This window comes from Pseudideonella sakaiensis, from assembly GCF_048320135.1.
Lineage (GTDB): Bacteria > Pseudomonadota > Gammaproteobacteria > Burkholderiales > Burkholderiaceae_C > Ideonella_A > Ideonella_A sakaiensis_A.
On sequence record NZ_CP182947.1, the window covers coordinates 1,510,043 to 1,527,454 of the forward strand.

A 17,412-nucleotide genomic window follows, 5' to 3' on the forward strand; every position below is an offset into this window, starting at 1 on the left:
CGCGCAGCCGCTGACCGGCGATGCCGGCGTTGCGCAATCTGCTGCTCGCACCGTGGTGGGTGCTGCAGATCTTCAGCTCGGCCAAGTCGTTTTTGGACAATCCGCTGCTTGGCTCTCCTCGGCTGAACCGCCTCGGCCTGCACCGCTGGCGTCTGCGGCTTGCCCATGCGATGACGTGGCGGCGGCGCCGCCGCCTGGCACGCCTGGTCGGCGCGGCCGACCGGCAGGCCTTCGAGCGGGATGGGTTTGTTGTCGTTCACGGGCTGCTGCCGGCGGCAACGTTCGCGACATTGCGCAGCCGCCTGCTGGCGCAGCCGGCAGCGACGCGCGAGATGGTGCAAGGCGACACGATCACCCGCCGGATCGCTGTCGACAGCGCGCTGCTGCGTCAGGTTCCGGAACTGCAGGCGCTGATCGGCCATCCGCGCTGGGCCGGGCTGACCCGCTATGTTGCCGGTTATGCCCGCGCGCCGTGGCTTTATCTGCAGACGATCCTGAACCAGGTCGTCGCGGGCCAGCCCGATCCGCAGACCCGGCTGCACGCCGATACCTTCCATCCGACGATGAAGGCCTGGTTTTTTTTGACCGACGTCGCCGCCGACGAGGGCGCCTTCTGTTATGTGCCAGGCTCGCATCGGCTGTCAGCCGAGCGGCTGGCGTGGGAAGAGCGGCTCAGCTTGCAGGCGCGTGACCACGCCGACCGGCTGACGGCACGCGGTTCGTTCCGCATCGATGAAAGCGAACTGCCGGCGCTCGGCCTGCCGCCACCGCGCCGCTTCGCGGTGCCGGCCAATACGCTGGTGGTCGCCGATACCTTCGGCTTTCACGCCCGCGGTCCGAGTGAGCGGCCGTCGGTGCGGATCGAGCTGTGGGCCTACGATCGGCGCAATCCGTATTTCCCGGCCACCACCGATGGCCTGCTTGCGATGGCCGGCCAGACACAGCAGCGGGCGCCGCTGTACTGGCGGATGCTTGACCGCCTCGAACGCTGGAAACTCGGCCGCAATCCGTGGCGCGATCGCGGCATCAAGACCGCCGGCGCGCCGGCGTCACCGGACGGCAGCGCTTGAGCGCCGACGCTGCCTCGCATGGCGCGCGTTCAGTGCCTGCCGCGGAACAGCCCGGCCAGCCACAGGCCGAGCGCGGCAGCGACGGCCATCGCCACGTAGGTGATCATCATCCCGTCACGTCCGGTGATCACGAGCCCGACGACCGCGACGACCAGCGTCGGGATCAGCGCCCACAGCAGCAGACTGCGCCAGCGCACCGCACGCCATTCCCGTCGCCAGAGCAATTTGGCCACCGATGCCGTGAACACCGCGAGAAAAACCGCCGGAGCGAAAAAGTTGAGCAGGTGCCAGATGGCGTCGAGTGGGCTCACGGAGTGCGGAAGATGGCAGGGAAAAGGGCCGGCGCAGCAGATCATTGCCCGCCTTGGATCAACAACCCCGGGCCGGACGGGCAGCGGGGCGCAAATTTATAATAAGTGATGAGTGTCATCGCGCTCGGACTGAACCATCAATCGGCCCCGCTGGACCTGCGCGGCCGGTTTGCGTTTGCGCCCGAACAAATCGGCGGCAACCTGCAGGGTTTCCGACAGCGGCTGCAGCGGTCGGCGGAGCTCGCGATCGTCTCGACCTGCAACCGCACCGAACTCTATGTCGGCGACAGCCCGGATCGCCTCGGTGAACTGGTTGAGCCGGCGGTCGACTGGCTGGCCGGCATCGGCGGGGTCGGCTCCGGCGTGCTGCGCCAGCATGCCTATGTGCTCGAAGGCCGGGCGGCGGCCCGCCATGCCTTCCGCGTTGCCAGCGGCCTCGATTCGATGGTGCTCGGCGAGCCGCAGATCCTCGGCCAGATGAAGCAGGCGATGCGCGAGGCAGAGAATGCCGGCACGCTCGGGACGACGCTGCACCAGATGTTCCAGCGCTCGTTCGCGGTGGCCAAGGAGGTGCGCAGCAGCACCGAAATCGGCAGCCATTCGATCAGCATGGCCGCCGCATCGGTTCGGCTGGCCAGCCAGCTGTTCGAGGACCTGCGCGAACTGAAGGTGTTGTTCATCGGTGCCGGCGAGATGATCGACCTCGTCAGCACCCACTTTGCGGCGAAGACGCCACGCGCGATGGTCGTCGCAAACCGCACCCTCGAACGCGGCGAACGGCTGGCCAGCCGGCTCGGCGGCAGCACGATGCGGCTGGCCGACCTGCCGCAGCGGCTGGCCGAATTCGATGTCGTGATCTCGTGCACCGCCAGCTCGGTGCCGATCGTCGGCCTGGGCGCCGTCGAGCGCGCGCTGAAGCTGCGCAAGCACCGGCCGATCTTCATGGTCGACCTTGCGGTGCCGCGCGATATCGAGCCCGAGGTCGCCCAGCTGTCGGATATCTATCTGTATACCGTCGACGATCTGTCGTCGATGGTGCAGACTGCCGGCGAGAAGCGCCAGGCGGCGGTCGCGCAGGCCGAGGCGATCATCGAGACCGGCGTCGAGGGCTTTGTGCATTGGCTGGGTCAGCGCAATACCGTGCCGCTGATCCAGGCCATTCAGGCGCAGGCCGGCGACTGGCGGGCCGCCGAACTGGCACGCGCGCGCAGGCTGCTGGCCAGAGGCGAGGATGTCGATGCGGTGCTGGAGAGCCTGTCGCGCGGTCTGACGCAGAAGATGATGCACGGTGTGATGGTCGAACTGCAGAACAGCGACCAGCTGAACCGCGACCAGGTCGCACAGACCGTGTCGCGGATCTTTCTGCGCGGCAAGCTCGGCAACCCGCCAGGCTCGAACTAGCTGCGCCGTCGCGCGCCCCATTCCGATGGCGCGTCGGTGCCGCCGCAGGCGGCTTCGCCTCGCCGCTGACCATCTCCAATGAAACCCAGCCTCAGACAACAATTCGAGCGCCTTGCGCTTCGGCTCAGCGAACTCGACGCCAGCCTCGGCGACGCCGGCGTCGCCGCCGACATGAACCGCTACCGCGCGCTGTCGCGCGAACATGCCGAAATCAGCGGCGTGCTGTCGCTGTACAACGCCTATCTGAAGCGCGAGCGCGAACTCGCCGACGCCAGCGAGATGCTCGCGACCGCTGCCGGCGATGCCGAACTGGCGACCCTCGCCGAAGAGGAATGCGAACAGGCGCGCATCGACCTCGAACAGCTGGATCGGCAACTGCAGGCCGAATTGCTGCCGCGCGATCCGGACGACGAGCGCAATGCCTTCATCGAGATCCGCGCCGGCACCGGCGGCGATGAATCGGCGCTGTTCGCCGCCGATCTGGCGCGGATGTACCTGCGCCACGCCGAGCGCCATGGCTGGCGCACCGAAATCATGTCGGAAAGCGCATCCGACCTTGGTGGCTACAAGGAACTGGTGATCCGCGTCGAAGGGCAAGGCGCCTTCAAGGGACTGAAATTCGAATCCGGCGGACACCGCGTGCAACGCATTCCGGTCACCGAGACGCAAGGTCGCATCCACACCAGCGCCTGCACGGTGGCCGTGCTGGCCGAACCGGATGCCGCGCAGGAGATCCAGCTGAACCCGGCCGAACTGCGGATCGACACCTTCCGCGCCAGCGGCGCCGGCGGACAACACGTCAACAAGACCGACAGCGCGATCCGCATCACCCACCTGCCGACCGGCATCGTCGCCGAATGCCAGGACGACCGCTCGCAGCACCGCAACAAGGCGAAGGCGATGGCAGTGCTGGCGGCCCGGTTGCGCGACAAGGAACAAGGCGAACGTGCGGCGAAGGAAGCGGCGCACCGCAAGGGGCTGATCGGCAGCGGCGACCGCAGCGACCGCATCCGCACCTACAACTTTCCACAGGGCCGGCTGACCGACCACCGAATCAACCTGACGCTGTACAAGCTGCAGGCCGTGCTCGATGGCGATCTTGACGAAGTGGTCGCCGCACTGGCGGCCGCGCGTGCTGCCCAGCAACTCCAATTGCTCGAAAGCGGCGAGTCGTGAGCGATGCCTCGCCGCAGCCGGCCACGGTGGCCGACGCGCTGCGCCAGGCGCGGCAAGCCGGTCTGTCGCGGCTCGACGGCCAGTTGCTGCTGGCCGAACTGCTCGGCCAGAGCCGGACCTGGCTGATCGGCCACGATGCCGACCGGCTGGAGCGCGATCAAATCGCGGCATGGCAGGTGCTCGTGCAGCGCCGCGCGGCCGGCGAGCCGATTGCCTATCTGCTGCAGCGCAAGGAATTTTTCGGGCTGATGCTCGAGGTCGACCGCTCGGTGCTGGTGCCGCGTCCGGATACCGAGACACTGGTCAGCTGGGCGCTGGAGATTTTGCAGCCTTCGCCCTGCGAACTTGGCCGGCCGCGTTGCCTGGTCGATCTCGGCTGCGGCAGCGGCGCCATCGCGCTGGCGATCAAGCACAGCTGCGGCGCCGATCTCGCCGTCACCGCGACCGATGCGAGCGCCGACGCATTGGCGGTCGCCGCGGCGAATGGCCGACGGCTTGGGCTGGCGGTCGACTGGCGGGCCGGTGACTGGTGGCAGGCGGTCGGTGGCCGGTGCTTCGACATTGCGGTCTCGAACCCGCCCTATATCGCGGCCGATGACCCGCATCTGCACGAACTTGCGCACGAGCCGCAACAGGCGCTGGTCGCCGCGGAGAATGGTCTGGCGGCGCTGCGGATCATCATCGCAGGCGCCGGCCAGCACCTGGCTGCGGGCGGCTGGTTGCTGCTCGAACACGGTTTCGAGCAGGCGGCCGATGTCAACCGGCTGCTCACCGAGGCCGGATTTGTCGCCGTTCGAACCCGCCACGACCTCGCTGGACAGCCGCGCTGCACCGGCGGCCAATGGCCGGGCGGCGCTGGGGCAAACAACTAGACCACAAACATCGATAGTCGGCGTAATATGGACCGGCACCAATCCGCAGGTCGCCGGGCCCCGCCCGGCAGCACCCGGTCTTGCAGTCACCGAAAGGAGATGTCCATGCCTTCGTTTCGACGCAGATTGACAAGGATGCTGGCGCTGACCAGCGTGTTGCTGTGCGCCAACGCGAGCGCCGAGGGCCTCGGCCTGCGTGCGCCGGCTGGCGACGACCTGTGGCCGCGATGGCAGGCCCGGGTGCTGACGGCACCGTCGTTTTCGCTGTGGCGCCATGCGGCGCTCGAACGCACGGAGAACGGCCGCCTGCAGCCGGATTCGCTGAGCCTGCTCGGTGACTACTATTTCGGCTCGCAGCCGACCAGCCGTGAGCCGGCGTCCGGCTTTCGTGCAACCAGCGGGCTGATTTTCGGCCCGCTCGGCAGCGGTGCGCTGTCGACATTCGGCGACCCGCTGCGCAGCCGTACCAGGCCCGGCGGCGCTTATGCGACAAGCATCGAACCGCGCGGGTTGATGCCGAGCTTCGATTCCGCGCCCTACCTCGGCATCGGCTATACCGCAGCGCCGGCGCGCTCCGGCTGGGGTTTCAGCGCCGATATCGGCGTCGCCGCCCGCAACAGCAGCTCGGCGGCCCGCTTCGGCCGGGTCTTTCTCGGCTCGCAGTCGCTCGACGACATGTTGCGTGACATGCGGCTGACGCCGTTGCTCAACGTCGGCGTGTCGTATTCGTTCTAGGCCCGCCAGCTCGCGGTGACGCGCACTGCCGCTGCGCAGCGCGGCAGTGCGTGCATGATGTCAGCAGCGACGGCGCGGGATTGCGCTCGCCGGCGGGCCGAAAATGGAAATTCCCGTATAAACGCGCATCCAATCGATTCAATCTCCCCACAGAACATCCATGAGCAACGTCCAGCAACGCATCGACGAACTCGTCAAATCCAACCGCGTCGTGCTTTTCATGAAAGGCACGGCCCAGTTTCCGATGTGCGGTTTTTCCGGCCGTGCGATCCAGATCCTGAAGGCGGCCGGGGCCACCAATGTGACGACCGTCAATGTGCTCGAGGACGAGGAAGTCCGCCAGGGCATCAAGGAATATGCCAACTGGCCAACCATTCCGCAGCTCTACATCGACGGCGAATTCGTCGGCGGCTCGGACATCCTGATGGAGATGCACGAGGCGGGCGAACTGCAGCAGTTGCTCGGCGGCAAGCACTGAGCGGGCCGACGTGGCCCAGCGCGTCGTCGTCGGCATCAGCGGCGCCAGCGGGTCGATCTACGGCGTGCGCCTGCTGCAGCGGCTGAAACAGGCCGGTGCCGAAGTCCATCTGGTCGTCAGCCCGGCCGGCGTCATCAACGTCCACCACGAACTGGGGCTGGATCGCCGCGATCTCGAGTCGCTCGCCGACGTTGCCTATTCACCATCCGATATCGGTGCGGCAATCGCCAGCGGTTCGTTTGCCACGCATGCGATGGTTGTGGCCCCATGCTCGATGCGCACGCTGGCGGCGATTGCCCACGGCTTGTGCGACAACCTGCTGACCCGCGCTGCCGATGTCACGCTGAAGGAGCGGCGCCGGCTGGTGCTGATGGCACGCGAGACGCCGCTCAATCTGGCGCATTTGCGCAACATGGTGGCCGTGACCGAAATGGGTGCGGTCGTCTTTCCGCCGTTGCCGGCCTTCTACCACCGCCCGGACAGCATCGACGCGATGGTCGACGAGACGATCGAGCGGGTGCTGGCGACGCTGGCGATCGACGCCGCTGCACCCCGGCCCTGGACCGGTTTGTAGCCGCCGACCGCAGCCGGCGCTGACCTCAGGCGCGCGACGCGCTTTCCCAGCGCCGCTGGGCAGCAAATACCAGATCGGGATATTCGGCCCGTCCGCGGCTGCCGTTGTATCGGCCGAGCGCCATGAACAGATCGCCGCGCTCGATGTCGAGGTAGTGGCGCAGGATCACGCAGCCGAAACGCAGATTGGTCTGCAGGTGGAACAGGCGGGAAGGCTCGCCGTCACCGATCAGCCGGCTCCAGAACGGCATCACCTGCATGTAGCCACGCGCACCAGCGATGCTGATCGCATATTTGCGAAAGGCGCTTTCGACCTGAACCACACCGAGCACCATGGCCGGCTCGAGCCCGGCACGCTTGCTCTCGTACCACAGCGTCTCGAGAAATTCGATCCGCGTCAGCGCATTCGGCTTCCAGCGCTCGAGGCGCTCGCTCATCTCGCGGATCCAGACCTGGTATTGCTGACGGCTCTGGTCGCTGACAAAAATCGGCTTCGGTGGCGCGGTATTGGCGATCGACGCCGACAATGCCGAGCGCACCGAGTCGATCAGCGGCTCCTCGATCTGCCCACCGGCCGTCGCCAGGCGCGGCAAGCCGGCCAGGCACAGCCCGCCGCCGGCAAGCAGCAGGCGGCGCCGACTCGGTGCGGGGATCGGGCACTCCTTGCTCATTGCGACAGACGGCTCCGCAAGGTGTCCGCGACCTCGGCCACCGGCATGGTCGAGGCCTGGGCATCGGTGCGGCCCTGGACCTCGACCAGGCCGTCTTTCAGTCCGCGGTCCGACAATACGATCCGGCACGGAATGCCGATCAGTTCCCAATCGGCGAACATCGCACCGGGGCGTTCACCACGGTCGTCGAGCAGCACGTCGATGCCGTCTTCGAGCAGTTGCCGGTACAGCGAATCGGCTGCCTCGCGCACCGCATCGGACCGGTCGTAGCCGATCGGGCAGATCACCGCGGTGAACGGCGCCAGCGGCTGCGGCCAGACGATGCCGCGCTGGTCGTGGTTCTGTTCGATCGCCGCACCGAGAATGCGGGTCACGCCGATGCCGTAGCAGCCCATTTCCATCAGCTGCGGCTTGCCCTGCTCGTCGAGGTAGGTGGCATTCATCGCCTTGCTGTAGTAGCTGCCGAGCAGAAAGACATGACCGACCTCGATGCCGCGCTGGATTTCGAGCGAGCCACGACCATCGGGCGACGGATCACCGGCATGCACATTGCGGATATCGGCAACCAGATCGGGTTCCGGCAGGTCACGGCCCCAATTGACGCCGGTGTAATGGAAATCGACATCGTTGGCGCCGCAGATGAAATCGTGCATCGCGGCGACGCTGCGGTCGGCGACAACCTTGACGGGTTGCTGCATGCCGAGCGGGCCGATATAACCGGCCCGGCAACCAAAATGGGCGTCGATCTCCGGGCCGGTGGCAAAGCGGAATCCGCGGTCGAGGCCCGGCACCTTGCTCGCCTTGACCTCGTTCAGCGAATGGTCACCGCGCACCAGCAGCAGCCACACCGTCGTCGAGGTGACGTCGCCGGCCGGGCTCTTTTCGTCGGTCGCTAGAACCAGCGATTTGACGGTGGTCTGCAGCGGCACGCCGAGCAGTTCGGCAACGTCCTCGCAGGTCGCCTTGCCAGGCGTCGGTGTCTTCTGCAGTTCCGTGCCCGGCGCCTGGCGCGGCGCAGCAGGCGCTAGCGCCTCGGCCATCTCGATATTCGCCGCGTAATCGGAATCGGGGCAGTAGACGATCGCGTCCTCGCCGGTCTCGGCGATCACCTGGAATTCGTGCGAACGCACGCCGCCAATCGCGCCGTTGTCGGCAGCAACCGCCCGGAAACGCAAGCCCATGCGGGTGAAGATGCGTTCGTAGGCGGCATACATCGCGTCGTAGCTCTTGCGCGCCGCGTCGAGATCGCGGTCGAAGGAATAGGCATCCTTCATCGTGAACTCGCGCCCGCGCATCACGCCGAAACGCGGCCGCCGCTCATCGCGGAATTTGGTCTGGATGTGATAGAAATTGCGCGGCAACGCGCGGTAGCTGCGCAATTCCTGCCGGGCGATGTCGGTGATCACCTCCTCCGAAGTCGGCTGGATCACGAAATCGCGGTCATGGCGGTCCTTGACCCGCAACAGTTCCGGGCCCATCTTGTCGAAGCGGCCGGTCTCCTGCCACAGTTCGGCCGGCTGCACGACCGGCATCAGCAACTCGACCGCGCCGGCGCGGTTCATTTCTTCGCGAATGATTGCCTCGACCTTGCGGATCACCCGCAGGCCCATTGGCATGTAGCTGTAGATGCCGGCACCCAGGCGCTTGATCATGCCGGCCCGCATCATCAGTTTGTGGCTGGTGACTTCGGCGTCGGCAGGTGCTTCCTTGAGCGTGGAAATGAAGAACTGGGAGGCTTTCATGAGGGTCGTGAAAGTGGGTTCACGCGCCTTGGCCTGCCTTGTCCGACATACCAACCAAGGGGAAATCCACGGGGTTGCGTCGCGTCATCCCGGTGTAATAATCGTTTCAACGCGAATTTTGGGGTTGATTATGCTCGACCGTGAAGGGTTCAGGCCCAACGTCGGCATCATCCTGCTCAACCAACGAGGCCAGGTGTTCTGGGGAAAACGGATAAGAACCCACTCCTGGCAGTTCCCGCAAGGGGGCATCAAGTACGGCGAAACGCCCGAGCAGGCGATGTTCCGCGAGCTGACCGAGGAGGTCGGGTTGCTGCCCGACCATGTACGAATCATTGCGCGCACCCGCGACTGGCTGCGCTACGAGGTGCCCGACCACTTCATCCGGCGTGACGCCCGCGGCCACTACCGAGGCCAGAAGCAGATCTGGTTTCTGCTGCAGCTGATCGGCCGCGACTGCGACATGAACCTGCGCGCAACCGACCATCCGGAGTTCGATGCCTGGCGCTGGAACGAATACTGGGTGCCGCTCGAGGTGGTGATCGAGTTCAAGCGCAATGTCTACCAGATGGCGCTGACCGAACTCGCCCGCTACCTGCCGCGCAGCAACCATCACAACCGCTATCTGCGCTCGGGCATGCGGCCGCACCATCGCGACGAACCGCCGCACGGCTATTGCGAGCCGAGGAAAAAGCAGCCGCCGCTGGAGGTCAATCCGCCGCCGGCGGGTGGTGCCACCGCGCCACGCCGGCGCGATTGACGTTCTGCTGACGGCAGCCGCCGGCGCCGTCAGCTGAGCACCAGGTTGTCGCGGTGGATCATCTCCGGCTCGGCGACAAAGCCGAGCAGCCGCTCGAATTCGCTCGACGGCTTGCGCGCGATCAGCCGGGCCTCGCCGCTGCCGTAGTTGGCCAGGCCGCGGCCGACCTCGAGCCCGGCGGTGCTGCGCACCGCAATCACATCACCGCGGTGGAAATCGCCAACGACGCTGACGATGCCGACCGGCAGCAGGCTCTTGCCGGCCTCGCGCAGCTTGGCGACCGCGCCATCATCGATCACGACCGCCCCGGGCAACTGCAGGTGGTTCGACATCCACTGCTTGCGCGCAGCCTGCTTCTGCGTCGGCGCGATCAGTGCGGTGCCGATTGCCTCGCCGCCTACCAGCCGCACCAGCACATCCGGTTCGCGGCCCCAGGCGATCACCGTGCTGGCGCCGCCGCGGGCAGCACGCTTGGCGGCCAGGATCTTCGTGATCATGCCGCCGCGGGCAATCGTGCTGCCGGCGCCGCCGGCCATCTTCTCGAGCTCGGGTGCGCCGGCCTGCGCCTCGTGGATGAAGGTCGCATCCGGGTCGCGCCGCGGATCGGCCGAATACAAACCCTGCTGGTCGGTCAGGATCACCAGCGCATCGGCGTCGACCAGGTTGGCGACCAGTGCACCGAGCGTATCGTTGTCGCCGAACTTGATCTCGTCGTTGACGACGGTGTCGTTCTCGTTGATCACCGGAATCACCCGCAGCCGCAGCAGCGTCAGCAGCGTCGAGCGGGCATTCAGGTAGCGCTCGCGGTCGGCCAGGTCGGCATGGGTCAGCAGCACCTGCGCACTGCCCATGCCGTGTTCACCGAGCTTGGACGCATAGATCTGCGCCAGCCCCATCTGGCCGACGGCGGCGGCAGCCTGCAGCTCGTGCAATTCCTTCGGCCGGATCGGCCAGCCAAGGCGCTTCATGCCCTCGGCAATCGCGCCGCTCGAGACCATCATCACTTCGCGGCCGTCGGCTGCCAGCCGCGCCAATTGCGAGCACCAGTTGCCGATGGCATCGGCATCGAGGCCACGGCCTTCGTCGGTGACGAGGCTGGAGCCGACCTTGACGACGATCCGACGCGCCGCCCGGAGCACCGCAGTCATTTGTCGCGCACCGGCAGGTCGCGTGGGTCGGCCGGATCGGCGGATTCGAAGCGCGGATCGGGATCGTCCGGGACCACGTTCTTCAGCTTGGATACATGCCCGTAGACGGCTTGCATCAGCGGCTCGCAGCCTTCGCGTGTCAGTGCCGAGACCTCGAAGACCGGCCCCTTCCACTTGAAGCGCTTGATGAAATCCTTGACCCGCTTCTCGCGCTCGTCGACCGGGATCATGTCGATCTTGTTCAGCACCAGCCAGCGCGGCTTGGCATGCAGTTCGGGATCGTATTTCTTCAGTTCGGCGACGATCGCCTTCGCCTGCGCGACCGGATCGACCGCCTCGTCGAACGGTGCCATGTCGACCAGGTGCAGCAGCAGGTGGGTGCGTTGCAGGTGGCGCAGGAAGCGGTGACCGAGCCCGGCACCTTCGGCCGCGCCTTCGATCAGGCCCGGTACGTCGGCGATCACGAAACTCTGCTCGGCCGCGACCCGCACCACGCCGAGGTTCGGGTGCAGCGTCGTGAACGGATAGTCGGCGATCTTCGGCCTGGCGTTCGACACCGCGGAGATCAGCGTCGACTTGCCGGCGTTGGGCATGCCGAGCAGGCCGACGTCGGCGAGCACGCGCAGTTCGAGCTTCAGCTTCTTCTGCTCGCCTGGCCAACCCGGCGTTTTCTGCCGCGGCGCGCGGTTGGTGCTGGTCTTGAAATGCAGGTTGCCGAAGCCGCCGTCGCCGCCCTTGACCAGCAGCACCGGCTCGTCGGGCACCAGCAGTTCGGCCAGCACCTCGTCGGTTTCGGCGTCGCGGATGATCGTGCCCATCGGCATGCGCAGCACGATGTCGTCGGCCGCCGCACCGTACTGGTCGGAGCCGCGGCCGGCCTCGCCATTGCGCGCCTCATGGCGGCGCGCATAACGGTAATCGATCAGCGTATTGAGGTTGCGGCTGCCAACGGCATAGACGCTGCCGCCACGACCGCCGTCACCACCGTTCGGACCACCGAACGGGATGAATTTCTCGCGGCGAAAGCTCATGCAGCCATTGCCGCCGTTGCCGGCGATCACGTCGATGGTCGCTTCGTCAACAAATTTCATCGGAATTCCCTGCGGATCCGATCGTCACCGCCACAAATGGCAAGCCCCGGATAAACCGGGGCTTGACCGAGGAAGCGGATCGATCGCGGATCCTTTATTGCGCCTTCACGTTGACGGTGCGCCGGTTCTTCTCGCCCTTGACGGTGAAGTTCACCTCGCCGTCGACCAGTGCGAACAGGGTATGGTCGCGACCGATGCCGACATTGGTGCCAGGATGGAACTGGGTACCGCGCTGGCGCACGATGATCGATCCGGCGGGAATCTGCTCACCGCCGAAGACCTTGACGCCGAGCATCTTCGGTTTCGAATCGCGGCCGTTGCGGGTTGAGCCGCCGCCCTTTTTCTGTGCCATGGTGGATTGCTCCTGTAGCTGTGGGTTGGAGGGTCGGGATCAGGCGTTGACGGCGCTGATTTCCAGTTCGGTGAAGGTCTGACGATGACCTTGCCGCTTCTGGTAATGCTTGCGGCGACGCATCTTGAAGATGCGCACCTTGTCATGCTTGCCCTGCGCCACGACCGTGGCAACGACACTTGCACCCGCGACCAAGGGGGACCCCACCACCAGATCGGCGCCGTTTCCGACAGCCAGCACCTGGTCGATCGTGATCTCTTGGCCAACGTCCGCAGCAATCTGTTCTATTTTGATCTTTTCGCCGGCAGCGACCTTGTATTGCTTGCCACCGGTTTTTATGACCGCGTACATATCAGCCCTTTCGTGAATATCCTGCTCCCCGCCGCCCCGCCCCGGCCGATGGACGGCGCGGGCACGACAAGGATCTCCGCCGAAAATGCGAAGCCCGCGATCATAGCAGCTTTTGCCAAATGGCGCTTCGGCGCGCGCGTCAGGAAGCCACAACGGCCAGCCCGCCGGCGATCGAGGCGCCGCCGCGCCGTCAGCGCCGCCGCGCTTCCTATAATCAATGCACCCTTTCGGACATCCTCGAGATCAGCGTGCAGACGGCGTCTCCCCCCACCATGGCGTTGTCCTCCGACGCGATGCTCAAAATGAAGTCCGACATGGACCAGGTCGATGCCGTCATCAAGCGACGGCTGGCGTCGAATGTCGCGTTGATCGACCAGATCGGCCGCTACATCATCGAGGCCGGTGGCAAGCGGATCCGCCCGCGGCTGGTGTTGCTGTTTTCCAGCGCACTCGGCTTCGAAGGCCCGGAGCGCCATGAACTCGCCGCCACCGTCGAGTTCATCCACACCGCGACGCTGCTGCACGACGACGTCGTCGACGAATCGGCATTGCGCAGGGGGCGCGAGACCGCCAATGCAATGTTCGGCAATGCCGCCAGCGTGCTGGTCGGCGATTTCGTCTATTCGCGCGCCTTCCAGATGATGGTGTCGCTGAATCGGATGCGTGTGCTCGAGGTCCTCGCCGACGCGACCAACGTGATCGCCGAGGGCGAGGTGCTGCAGCTGATGAACATGCACGACCCGGATCTCGCGGTCGACGACTATCTGCGCGTGATCCGCTTCAAGACCGCCAAGCTGTTCGAGGCCAGCGCGCGGCTCGGCGCCATCCTTGCCGAGGCTTCGCCGGAGATCGAGGAGGCCTGCGCGGATTACGGTCGCTGCCTCGGCACCGCATTCCAGCTGATCGACGACGTGCTCGACTACGAAGGCGCGACCACCGAACTCGGCAAGAACGTCGGTGACGACCTGCGTGAAGGCAAAACCACGCTGCCGCTGCTGCTCGCGATGTCGCGCGGCACGGATTCCGAGCGTTCGATGATCCGCCATGCGATCGAGCATGGCGAGGTGGCGCGCCTCGAGGAAATCGTCGGCATCGTCAGGCGCACCGGTGCGATCGAGGCGACCCGCGAGTCGGCGCGGACCGAAACCGAGAAGGCCCGGCAGTGCCTCGACATACTGCCTGCGTCGGATGCTCGAGAAGCTCTGCTAGAATTATGTTTTCGCTCAGTGGACAGGTCGAAATGACCATCCAGTGGCTGTTGCTGCAACGGTAACGGTACGCGAAATCGGGGTGTAGCTTAGCCTGGTAGAGCGCTACGTTCGGGACGTAGAGGCCGGAGGTTCGAATCCTCTCACCCCGACCATCTGGTTTATTCTGTCTGGTCCGCTGCGCGGGCCGCCGTGGTTGATTCGGCGGTCCGCGCGAGCGTGTGCCGGTCCGATTTACAGCATTCGCCGAATCGGCGATCATCTGCGGAACCATGGACATCATTTCCGTTCGATCGCCCTTGCGCCTGCCGAATTGCAGTTCTCTCCCGACCTCCGCCGCAACCACCGTCGCCTTCGCCTTCGCCTTCGCCAGCCGATCGGACACCAATGGCTGAAATGGATACGCTGACCGAATCAGCAGCTTCAGCCTTGTCCGGTGCTGCCCGGGTTCTCGTTCATGCCGGCAAGCTCGCACCCCGGGTCGCCGAGGAGATATCGAGAAAGGCGAAGGAACATAAATCGAGCTTCGTCGGCGAAGTGATCGCTGCCGGCGCGCTGACGCCGGGCGAACTCGCGCACACGCTGTCGAGCGCGCTGGCGCTGCCCTTGCTCGATCTGTCGACGATCAGTGCCGAGCGACTGCCGCGCAACATCATCGACAGCCGGATGGCGCAGCAGTACCAGGTCGTCGTGCTCGGCAAGCGCGGCAACCGCCTGTTCATCGGCGGCGCCGACCCGACTGATTCAGAGGCCGCCGAGCGGATCAAGTTCGCGACGCAGCTGACGCCGGAGTGGGTGCTGGTCGAGCACGACAAGCTGAGCCGCCTGGTCGAGTCGCAGACCGGCACGGCGGCCGAAGCGCTCGAAATCCTGACCTCGGGCGAATTCGAGTTCGACGTCACCGAAGAAGCGCCCGCGCAGGAAGCCGAAGCAACGACAACCGAGGTCGAAGACGCACCGGTGGTCCGCTTTCTGCAGAAGATGCTGATCGACGCGATCAATGCGCGTGCGTCCGACCTGCACTTCGAACCGTACGAATACCACTACCGCGTCCGGTTCCGGATCGACGGCCAGTTGCGCGAGATCACGCAGCCGCCGATCGCGATCAAGGACAAGCTCGCATCGCGGATCAAGGTGATCTCCCGGCTCGACATCTCCGAAAAACGGGTTCCGCAAGACGGCCGGATGAAGCTGAAGTTCGGCAGCAAGGCGATCGATTTCCGGGTCAGCACGCTGCCGACGCTGTTCGGCGAGAAGATCGTGATCCGTATCCTCGATCCCTCGAGCGCCAAGCTCGGCATCGATGCGCTCGGCTACGAGAAGATCGAGAAGGAGCGGCTGCTGACTGCGGTCGCACGGCCCTACGGCATGATCCTCGTCACCGGGCCGACCGGCTCGGGCAAGACGGTGTCGCTGTACACCTGCCTGAATATCCTGAACCAACCGGGCGTCAACATCGCGACCGTCGAGGATCCGGCCGAAATCAACCTGCCAGGCATCAACCAGGTCAATGTCAACGAGAAGGCAGGCCTGAGCTTCGCCACCGCGCTGCGCGCATTCCTGCGGCAGGATCCGGACATCATCATGGTCGGCGAAATCCGCGACCTCGAAACCGCCGACATCGCGATCAAGGCCGCACAGACCGGACACCTGGTGTTGTCGACGCTGCACACCAACGATGCACCGACGACGCTGACGCGGCTGATGAACATGGGCGTGCCGCCGTTCAACATCGCGTCGAGCGTGTTGCTGATTTCCGCGCAGCGGCTGGCCCGCAAGCTGTGTGAAAACTGCAAGGCGGTGGTCGAATATCCGCGCGAGGCGATGATCAAGGCCGGTTTCACCGAAGCCGAACTCGACGGCAGCTGGCAGCCCTACAGGGCCGTCGGCTGCTCGGCGTGCACCAATGGATACAAGGGCCGCGTCGGCATCTATCAAGTTATGCCGATCAGCGACGAAATCCAGAAGATCATCCTCAGTGAAGGGACCGCACTCGACATCGCGGATCAGGCGCGGCGCGAAGGCGTCCGCGACCTTCGGCAATCCGGCCTGATCAAGGTAAAAGGCGGGGTCACGACGCTCGAGGAAGTGATTTCCGTGACCAACGAATGAGGATCCGCGCCGAGACCGCGACCGTCCGCCGACAACGTGTCGGCGAATGGCGTCAATTGAGCCGACAATCGTCATTCATCGTCCGGTAGCGGCATTGCCGTTGGCCGGAATTCAGTCAAGAACACTGACCGACAAGACCATGGCGACTGCAGCGGCCGCACGCAACATCAAGGAAATTGTCTTCGAGTGGGAAGGCAAGGACAAGAACGGCAAGATCGTTCGCGGCGAGATGCGCGCCGGCGGCGAGGCCGTCGTCAGCGCCAGCCTGCGCCGGCAGGGCATTCTGGTCAGCAAGCTGAAGAAGCGCCGCATGAGCGGCGGCAGCGCGATCAAGCAGAAGGACATCGCGATCTTCACCCGCCAGCTGTCGACGATGATGCGCGCCGGCGTGCCGCTGATCCAGTCGTTCGACATCGTCGCCCGCGGCAGCACGAATCCGCGGATGACGCGGCTGCTGAACGATATCCGCAGCGATGTCGAGACCGGCACCAGCCTTTCCGCGGCATTTCGCAAGCATCCGCTGTATTTCGACGCGCTGTACTGCAACCTGGTCGAAGCCGGTGAAGCCGGCGGCATCCTCGAGACCCTGCTCGATCGCCTGGCGATCTATCAGGAAAAGACGATGGCGATCAAGAACAAGATCAAGTCGGCGCTGATCTACCCGATCGCGGTGCTGGTCGTCGCCTTCGTCGTGCTGTCGGTGATCATGATCTTCGTGATCCCGGCGTTCAAGGAGGTCTTCAGCTCGTTCGGCGCCGACCTGCCGACACCGACGCTGATCGTGATCAGCATGTCCGAATTCTTCGTCGCCTATTGGTGGGCGATCTTCGGCGTGCTCGGCGGCGGCGTCTATTTCTTCTTCCAGTCGTGGAAACGGTCGGAGAAGATGCAGAAGGCGATGGACCGGCTGCTGCTGCGCGTGCCGGTATTCGGCGACCTGGTCAAGAAGTCTGCGGTGGCGCGCTGGACGCGAACCTTGTCGACGATGTTCGCCGCCGGTGTGCCACTGGTCGAGGCCCTCGATTCGGTCGGCGGCGCCTCCGGCAATGCCGTCTTCGCCGAGGCGACCGAAAAGATCCAGCGCGATGTGTCGACCGGCGCTGCGCTGACGACGGCAATGCAGACGACCGGTGTGTTCCCGACGATGGTGCTGCAGATGTGTGCGATCGGCGAGGAATCCGGCGCGCTCGACGGCATGCTCGCGAAGGCGGCCGAGTTTTATGAGGACGAGGTCGACGAGGCGGTCAAAGGCCTGTCGAGCCTGATGGAGCCGTTCATCATCGTGATCCTCGGCACACTGATCGGCGGCATCGTCGTCGCAATGTACCTGCCCATCTTCAAGCTGGGACAGGTGGTGTGAACCC

General features: G+C 65.4%; 18 protein-coding genes and 1 tRNA gene. 12 read left to right on the forward strand and 7 right to left on the reverse strand.

The window, feature by feature from the left end; all coding sequences use genetic code 11:
• The first annotated feature begins 20 nt into the window (after window positions 1-20).
• The gene (locus ACNH6H_RS06730; RefSeq protein WP_418316698.1) at window positions 21-1,070 is read left to right on the forward strand and encodes a phytanoyl-CoA dioxygenase family protein; all 1,050 of its coding nucleotides are present in this window, start codon (window positions 21-23) and stop codon (window positions 1,068-1,070) included.
• 29 nt (window positions 1,071-1,099) lie between these two features.
• On the opposite strand, the gene ACNH6H_RS06735 is transcribed toward ACNH6H_RS06730, so the two are convergent.
• Window positions 1,100-1,381, reverse strand: a complete 282-nt coding sequence (locus ACNH6H_RS06735) for a hypothetical protein (protein ID WP_418316700.1) — start codon at window positions 1,379-1,381, stop codon at window positions 1,100-1,102.
• Window positions 1,382-1,489: 108 nt separating this feature from the next.
• On the opposite strand from ACNH6H_RS06735, the gene hemA reads away from it, so the two are divergent.
• From hemA to ACNH6H_RS06765, 6 genes are all read left to right on the forward strand, one after another.
• Window positions 1,490-2,782, forward strand: coding sequence for a glutamyl-tRNA reductase (hemA, locus tag ACNH6H_RS06740; RefSeq protein WP_418316701.1), 1,293 nt, complete (start codon window positions 1,490-1,492; stop codon window positions 2,780-2,782).
• A gap of 78 nt (window positions 2,783-2,860) precedes the next feature.
• Window positions 2,861-3,958, forward strand: a complete 1,098-nt coding sequence (gene prfA / locus ACNH6H_RS06745; RefSeq protein ID WP_418316703.1) for a peptide chain release factor 1 — start codon at window positions 2,861-2,863, stop codon at window positions 3,956-3,958.
• Window positions 3,955-4,830: a peptide chain release factor N(5)-glutamine methyltransferase gene (gene prmC / locus ACNH6H_RS06750; RefSeq protein ID WP_418316704.1), complete on the forward strand. Its 876-nt coding sequence runs from the start codon at window positions 3,955-3,957 to the stop codon at window positions 4,828-4,830. Before prfA ends, prmC begins: the two co-directional genes overlap by 4 nt.
• A gap of 105 nt (window positions 4,831-4,935) precedes the next feature.
• Window positions 4,936-5,565, forward strand: a complete 630-nt coding sequence (locus ACNH6H_RS06755) for a hypothetical protein (protein WP_418316706.1) — start codon at window positions 4,936-4,938, stop codon at window positions 5,563-5,565.
• Window positions 5,566-5,725: 160 nt separating this feature from the next.
• Window positions 5,726-6,043 carry a Grx4 family monothiol glutaredoxin gene (gene grxD, locus ACNH6H_RS06760; RefSeq protein ID WP_418316708.1) on the forward strand — a complete coding sequence of 106 codons (318 nt, stop codon included), beginning with the start codon at window positions 5,726-5,728 and terminating at the stop codon, window positions 6,041-6,043.
• Window positions 6,044-6,053: 10 nt separating this feature from the next.
• Entirely contained in the window at window positions 6,054-6,617 is a 564-nt protein-coding gene (locus ACNH6H_RS06765; protein WP_418316709.1) for a UbiX family flavin prenyltransferase, read from the forward strand.
• A gap of 25 nt (window positions 6,618-6,642) precedes the next feature.
• On the opposite strand, the gene ACNH6H_RS06770 is transcribed toward ACNH6H_RS06765, so the two are convergent.
• Both ACNH6H_RS06770 and ACNH6H_RS06775 read right to left on the reverse strand, forming a co-directional pair.
• Window positions 6,643-7,287 (reverse strand): lytic transglycosylase domain-containing protein, encoded by a 645-nt coding sequence (locus tag ACNH6H_RS06770; RefSeq protein ID WP_418316711.1) that lies wholly within the window; start codon window positions 7,285-7,287, stop codon window positions 6,643-6,645.
• Window positions 7,284-9,029, reverse strand: a complete 1,746-nt coding sequence (locus ACNH6H_RS06775) for a proline--tRNA ligase (protein WP_418316713.1) — start codon at window positions 9,027-9,029, stop codon at window positions 7,284-7,286. Before ACNH6H_RS06775 ends, ACNH6H_RS06770 begins: the two co-directional genes overlap by 4 nt.
• 130 nt (window positions 9,030-9,159) lie before the next feature.
• Between ACNH6H_RS06775 and ACNH6H_RS06780 the strand changes: the two genes are divergently transcribed.
• On the forward strand, window positions 9,160-9,786 hold the full coding sequence (locus ACNH6H_RS06780) for an RNA pyrophosphohydrolase (protein WP_418321255.1): 627 nt from the start codon (window positions 9,160-9,162) through the stop codon (window positions 9,784-9,786).
• A gap of 29 nt (window positions 9,787-9,815) precedes the next feature.
• Here ACNH6H_RS06780 and proB read toward each other — a convergent pair whose 3' ends face one another.
• The 4 genes from proB to rplU all read right to left on the reverse strand — a co-directional run bounded on the left by proB (window position 9,816) and on the right by rplU (window position 12,728).
• Window positions 9,816-10,934 (reverse strand): glutamate 5-kinase, encoded by a 1,119-nt coding sequence (gene proB, locus ACNH6H_RS06785; protein WP_418316715.1) that lies wholly within the window; start codon window positions 10,932-10,934, stop codon window positions 9,816-9,818.
• A complete protein-coding gene (gene cgtA, locus ACNH6H_RS06790; protein WP_418316717.1) occupies window positions 10,931-12,025 on the reverse strand; it encodes an Obg family GTPase CgtA in 1,095 nt (364 codons plus the stop codon). The genes proB and cgtA overlap by 4 nt, the downstream gene beginning before the upstream one ends.
• Before the next feature lie 94 nt (window positions 12,026-12,119).
• Entirely contained in the window at window positions 12,120-12,377 is a 258-nt protein-coding gene (gene rpmA / locus ACNH6H_RS06795) for a 50S ribosomal protein L27 (protein ID WP_418316719.1), read from the reverse strand.
• A gap of 39 nt (window positions 12,378-12,416) precedes the next feature.
• Complete coding sequence (rplU, locus tag ACNH6H_RS06800; RefSeq protein ID WP_418316721.1) at window positions 12,417-12,728, reverse strand: 50S ribosomal protein L21; 312 nt, start codon at window positions 12,726-12,728, stop codon at window positions 12,417-12,419.
• A 302-nt stretch (window positions 12,729-13,030) separates the two neighbouring features.
• Here rplU and ispB point away from each other — a divergent pair, with 302 nt between their 5' ends.
• The 4 genes from ispB to ACNH6H_RS06820 all read left to right on the forward strand — a co-directional run bounded on the left by ispB (window position 13,031) and on the right by ACNH6H_RS06820 (window position 17,408).
• Window positions 13,031-13,972, forward strand: coding sequence for an octaprenyl diphosphate synthase (gene ispB / locus ACNH6H_RS06805; protein ID WP_418321256.1), 942 nt, complete (start codon window positions 13,031-13,033; stop codon window positions 13,970-13,972).
• A 42-nt stretch (window positions 13,973-14,014) separates the two neighbouring features.
• Window positions 14,015-14,091: transfer RNA gene (locus ACNH6H_RS06810), tRNA-Pro, on the forward strand.
• 232 nt (window positions 14,092-14,323) lie between these two features.
• Window positions 14,324-16,048, forward strand: coding sequence for a type IV-A pilus assembly ATPase PilB (gene pilB, locus ACNH6H_RS06815; RefSeq protein WP_418316723.1), 1,725 nt, complete (start codon window positions 14,324-14,326; stop codon window positions 16,046-16,048).
• A gap of 139 nt (window positions 16,049-16,187) precedes the next feature.
• Window positions 16,188-17,408, forward strand: coding sequence for a type II secretion system F family protein (locus tag ACNH6H_RS06820; RefSeq protein WP_418316725.1), 1,221 nt, complete (start codon window positions 16,188-16,190; stop codon window positions 17,406-17,408).
• The last annotated feature ends 4 nt before the right edge of the window (window positions 17,409-17,412 follow it).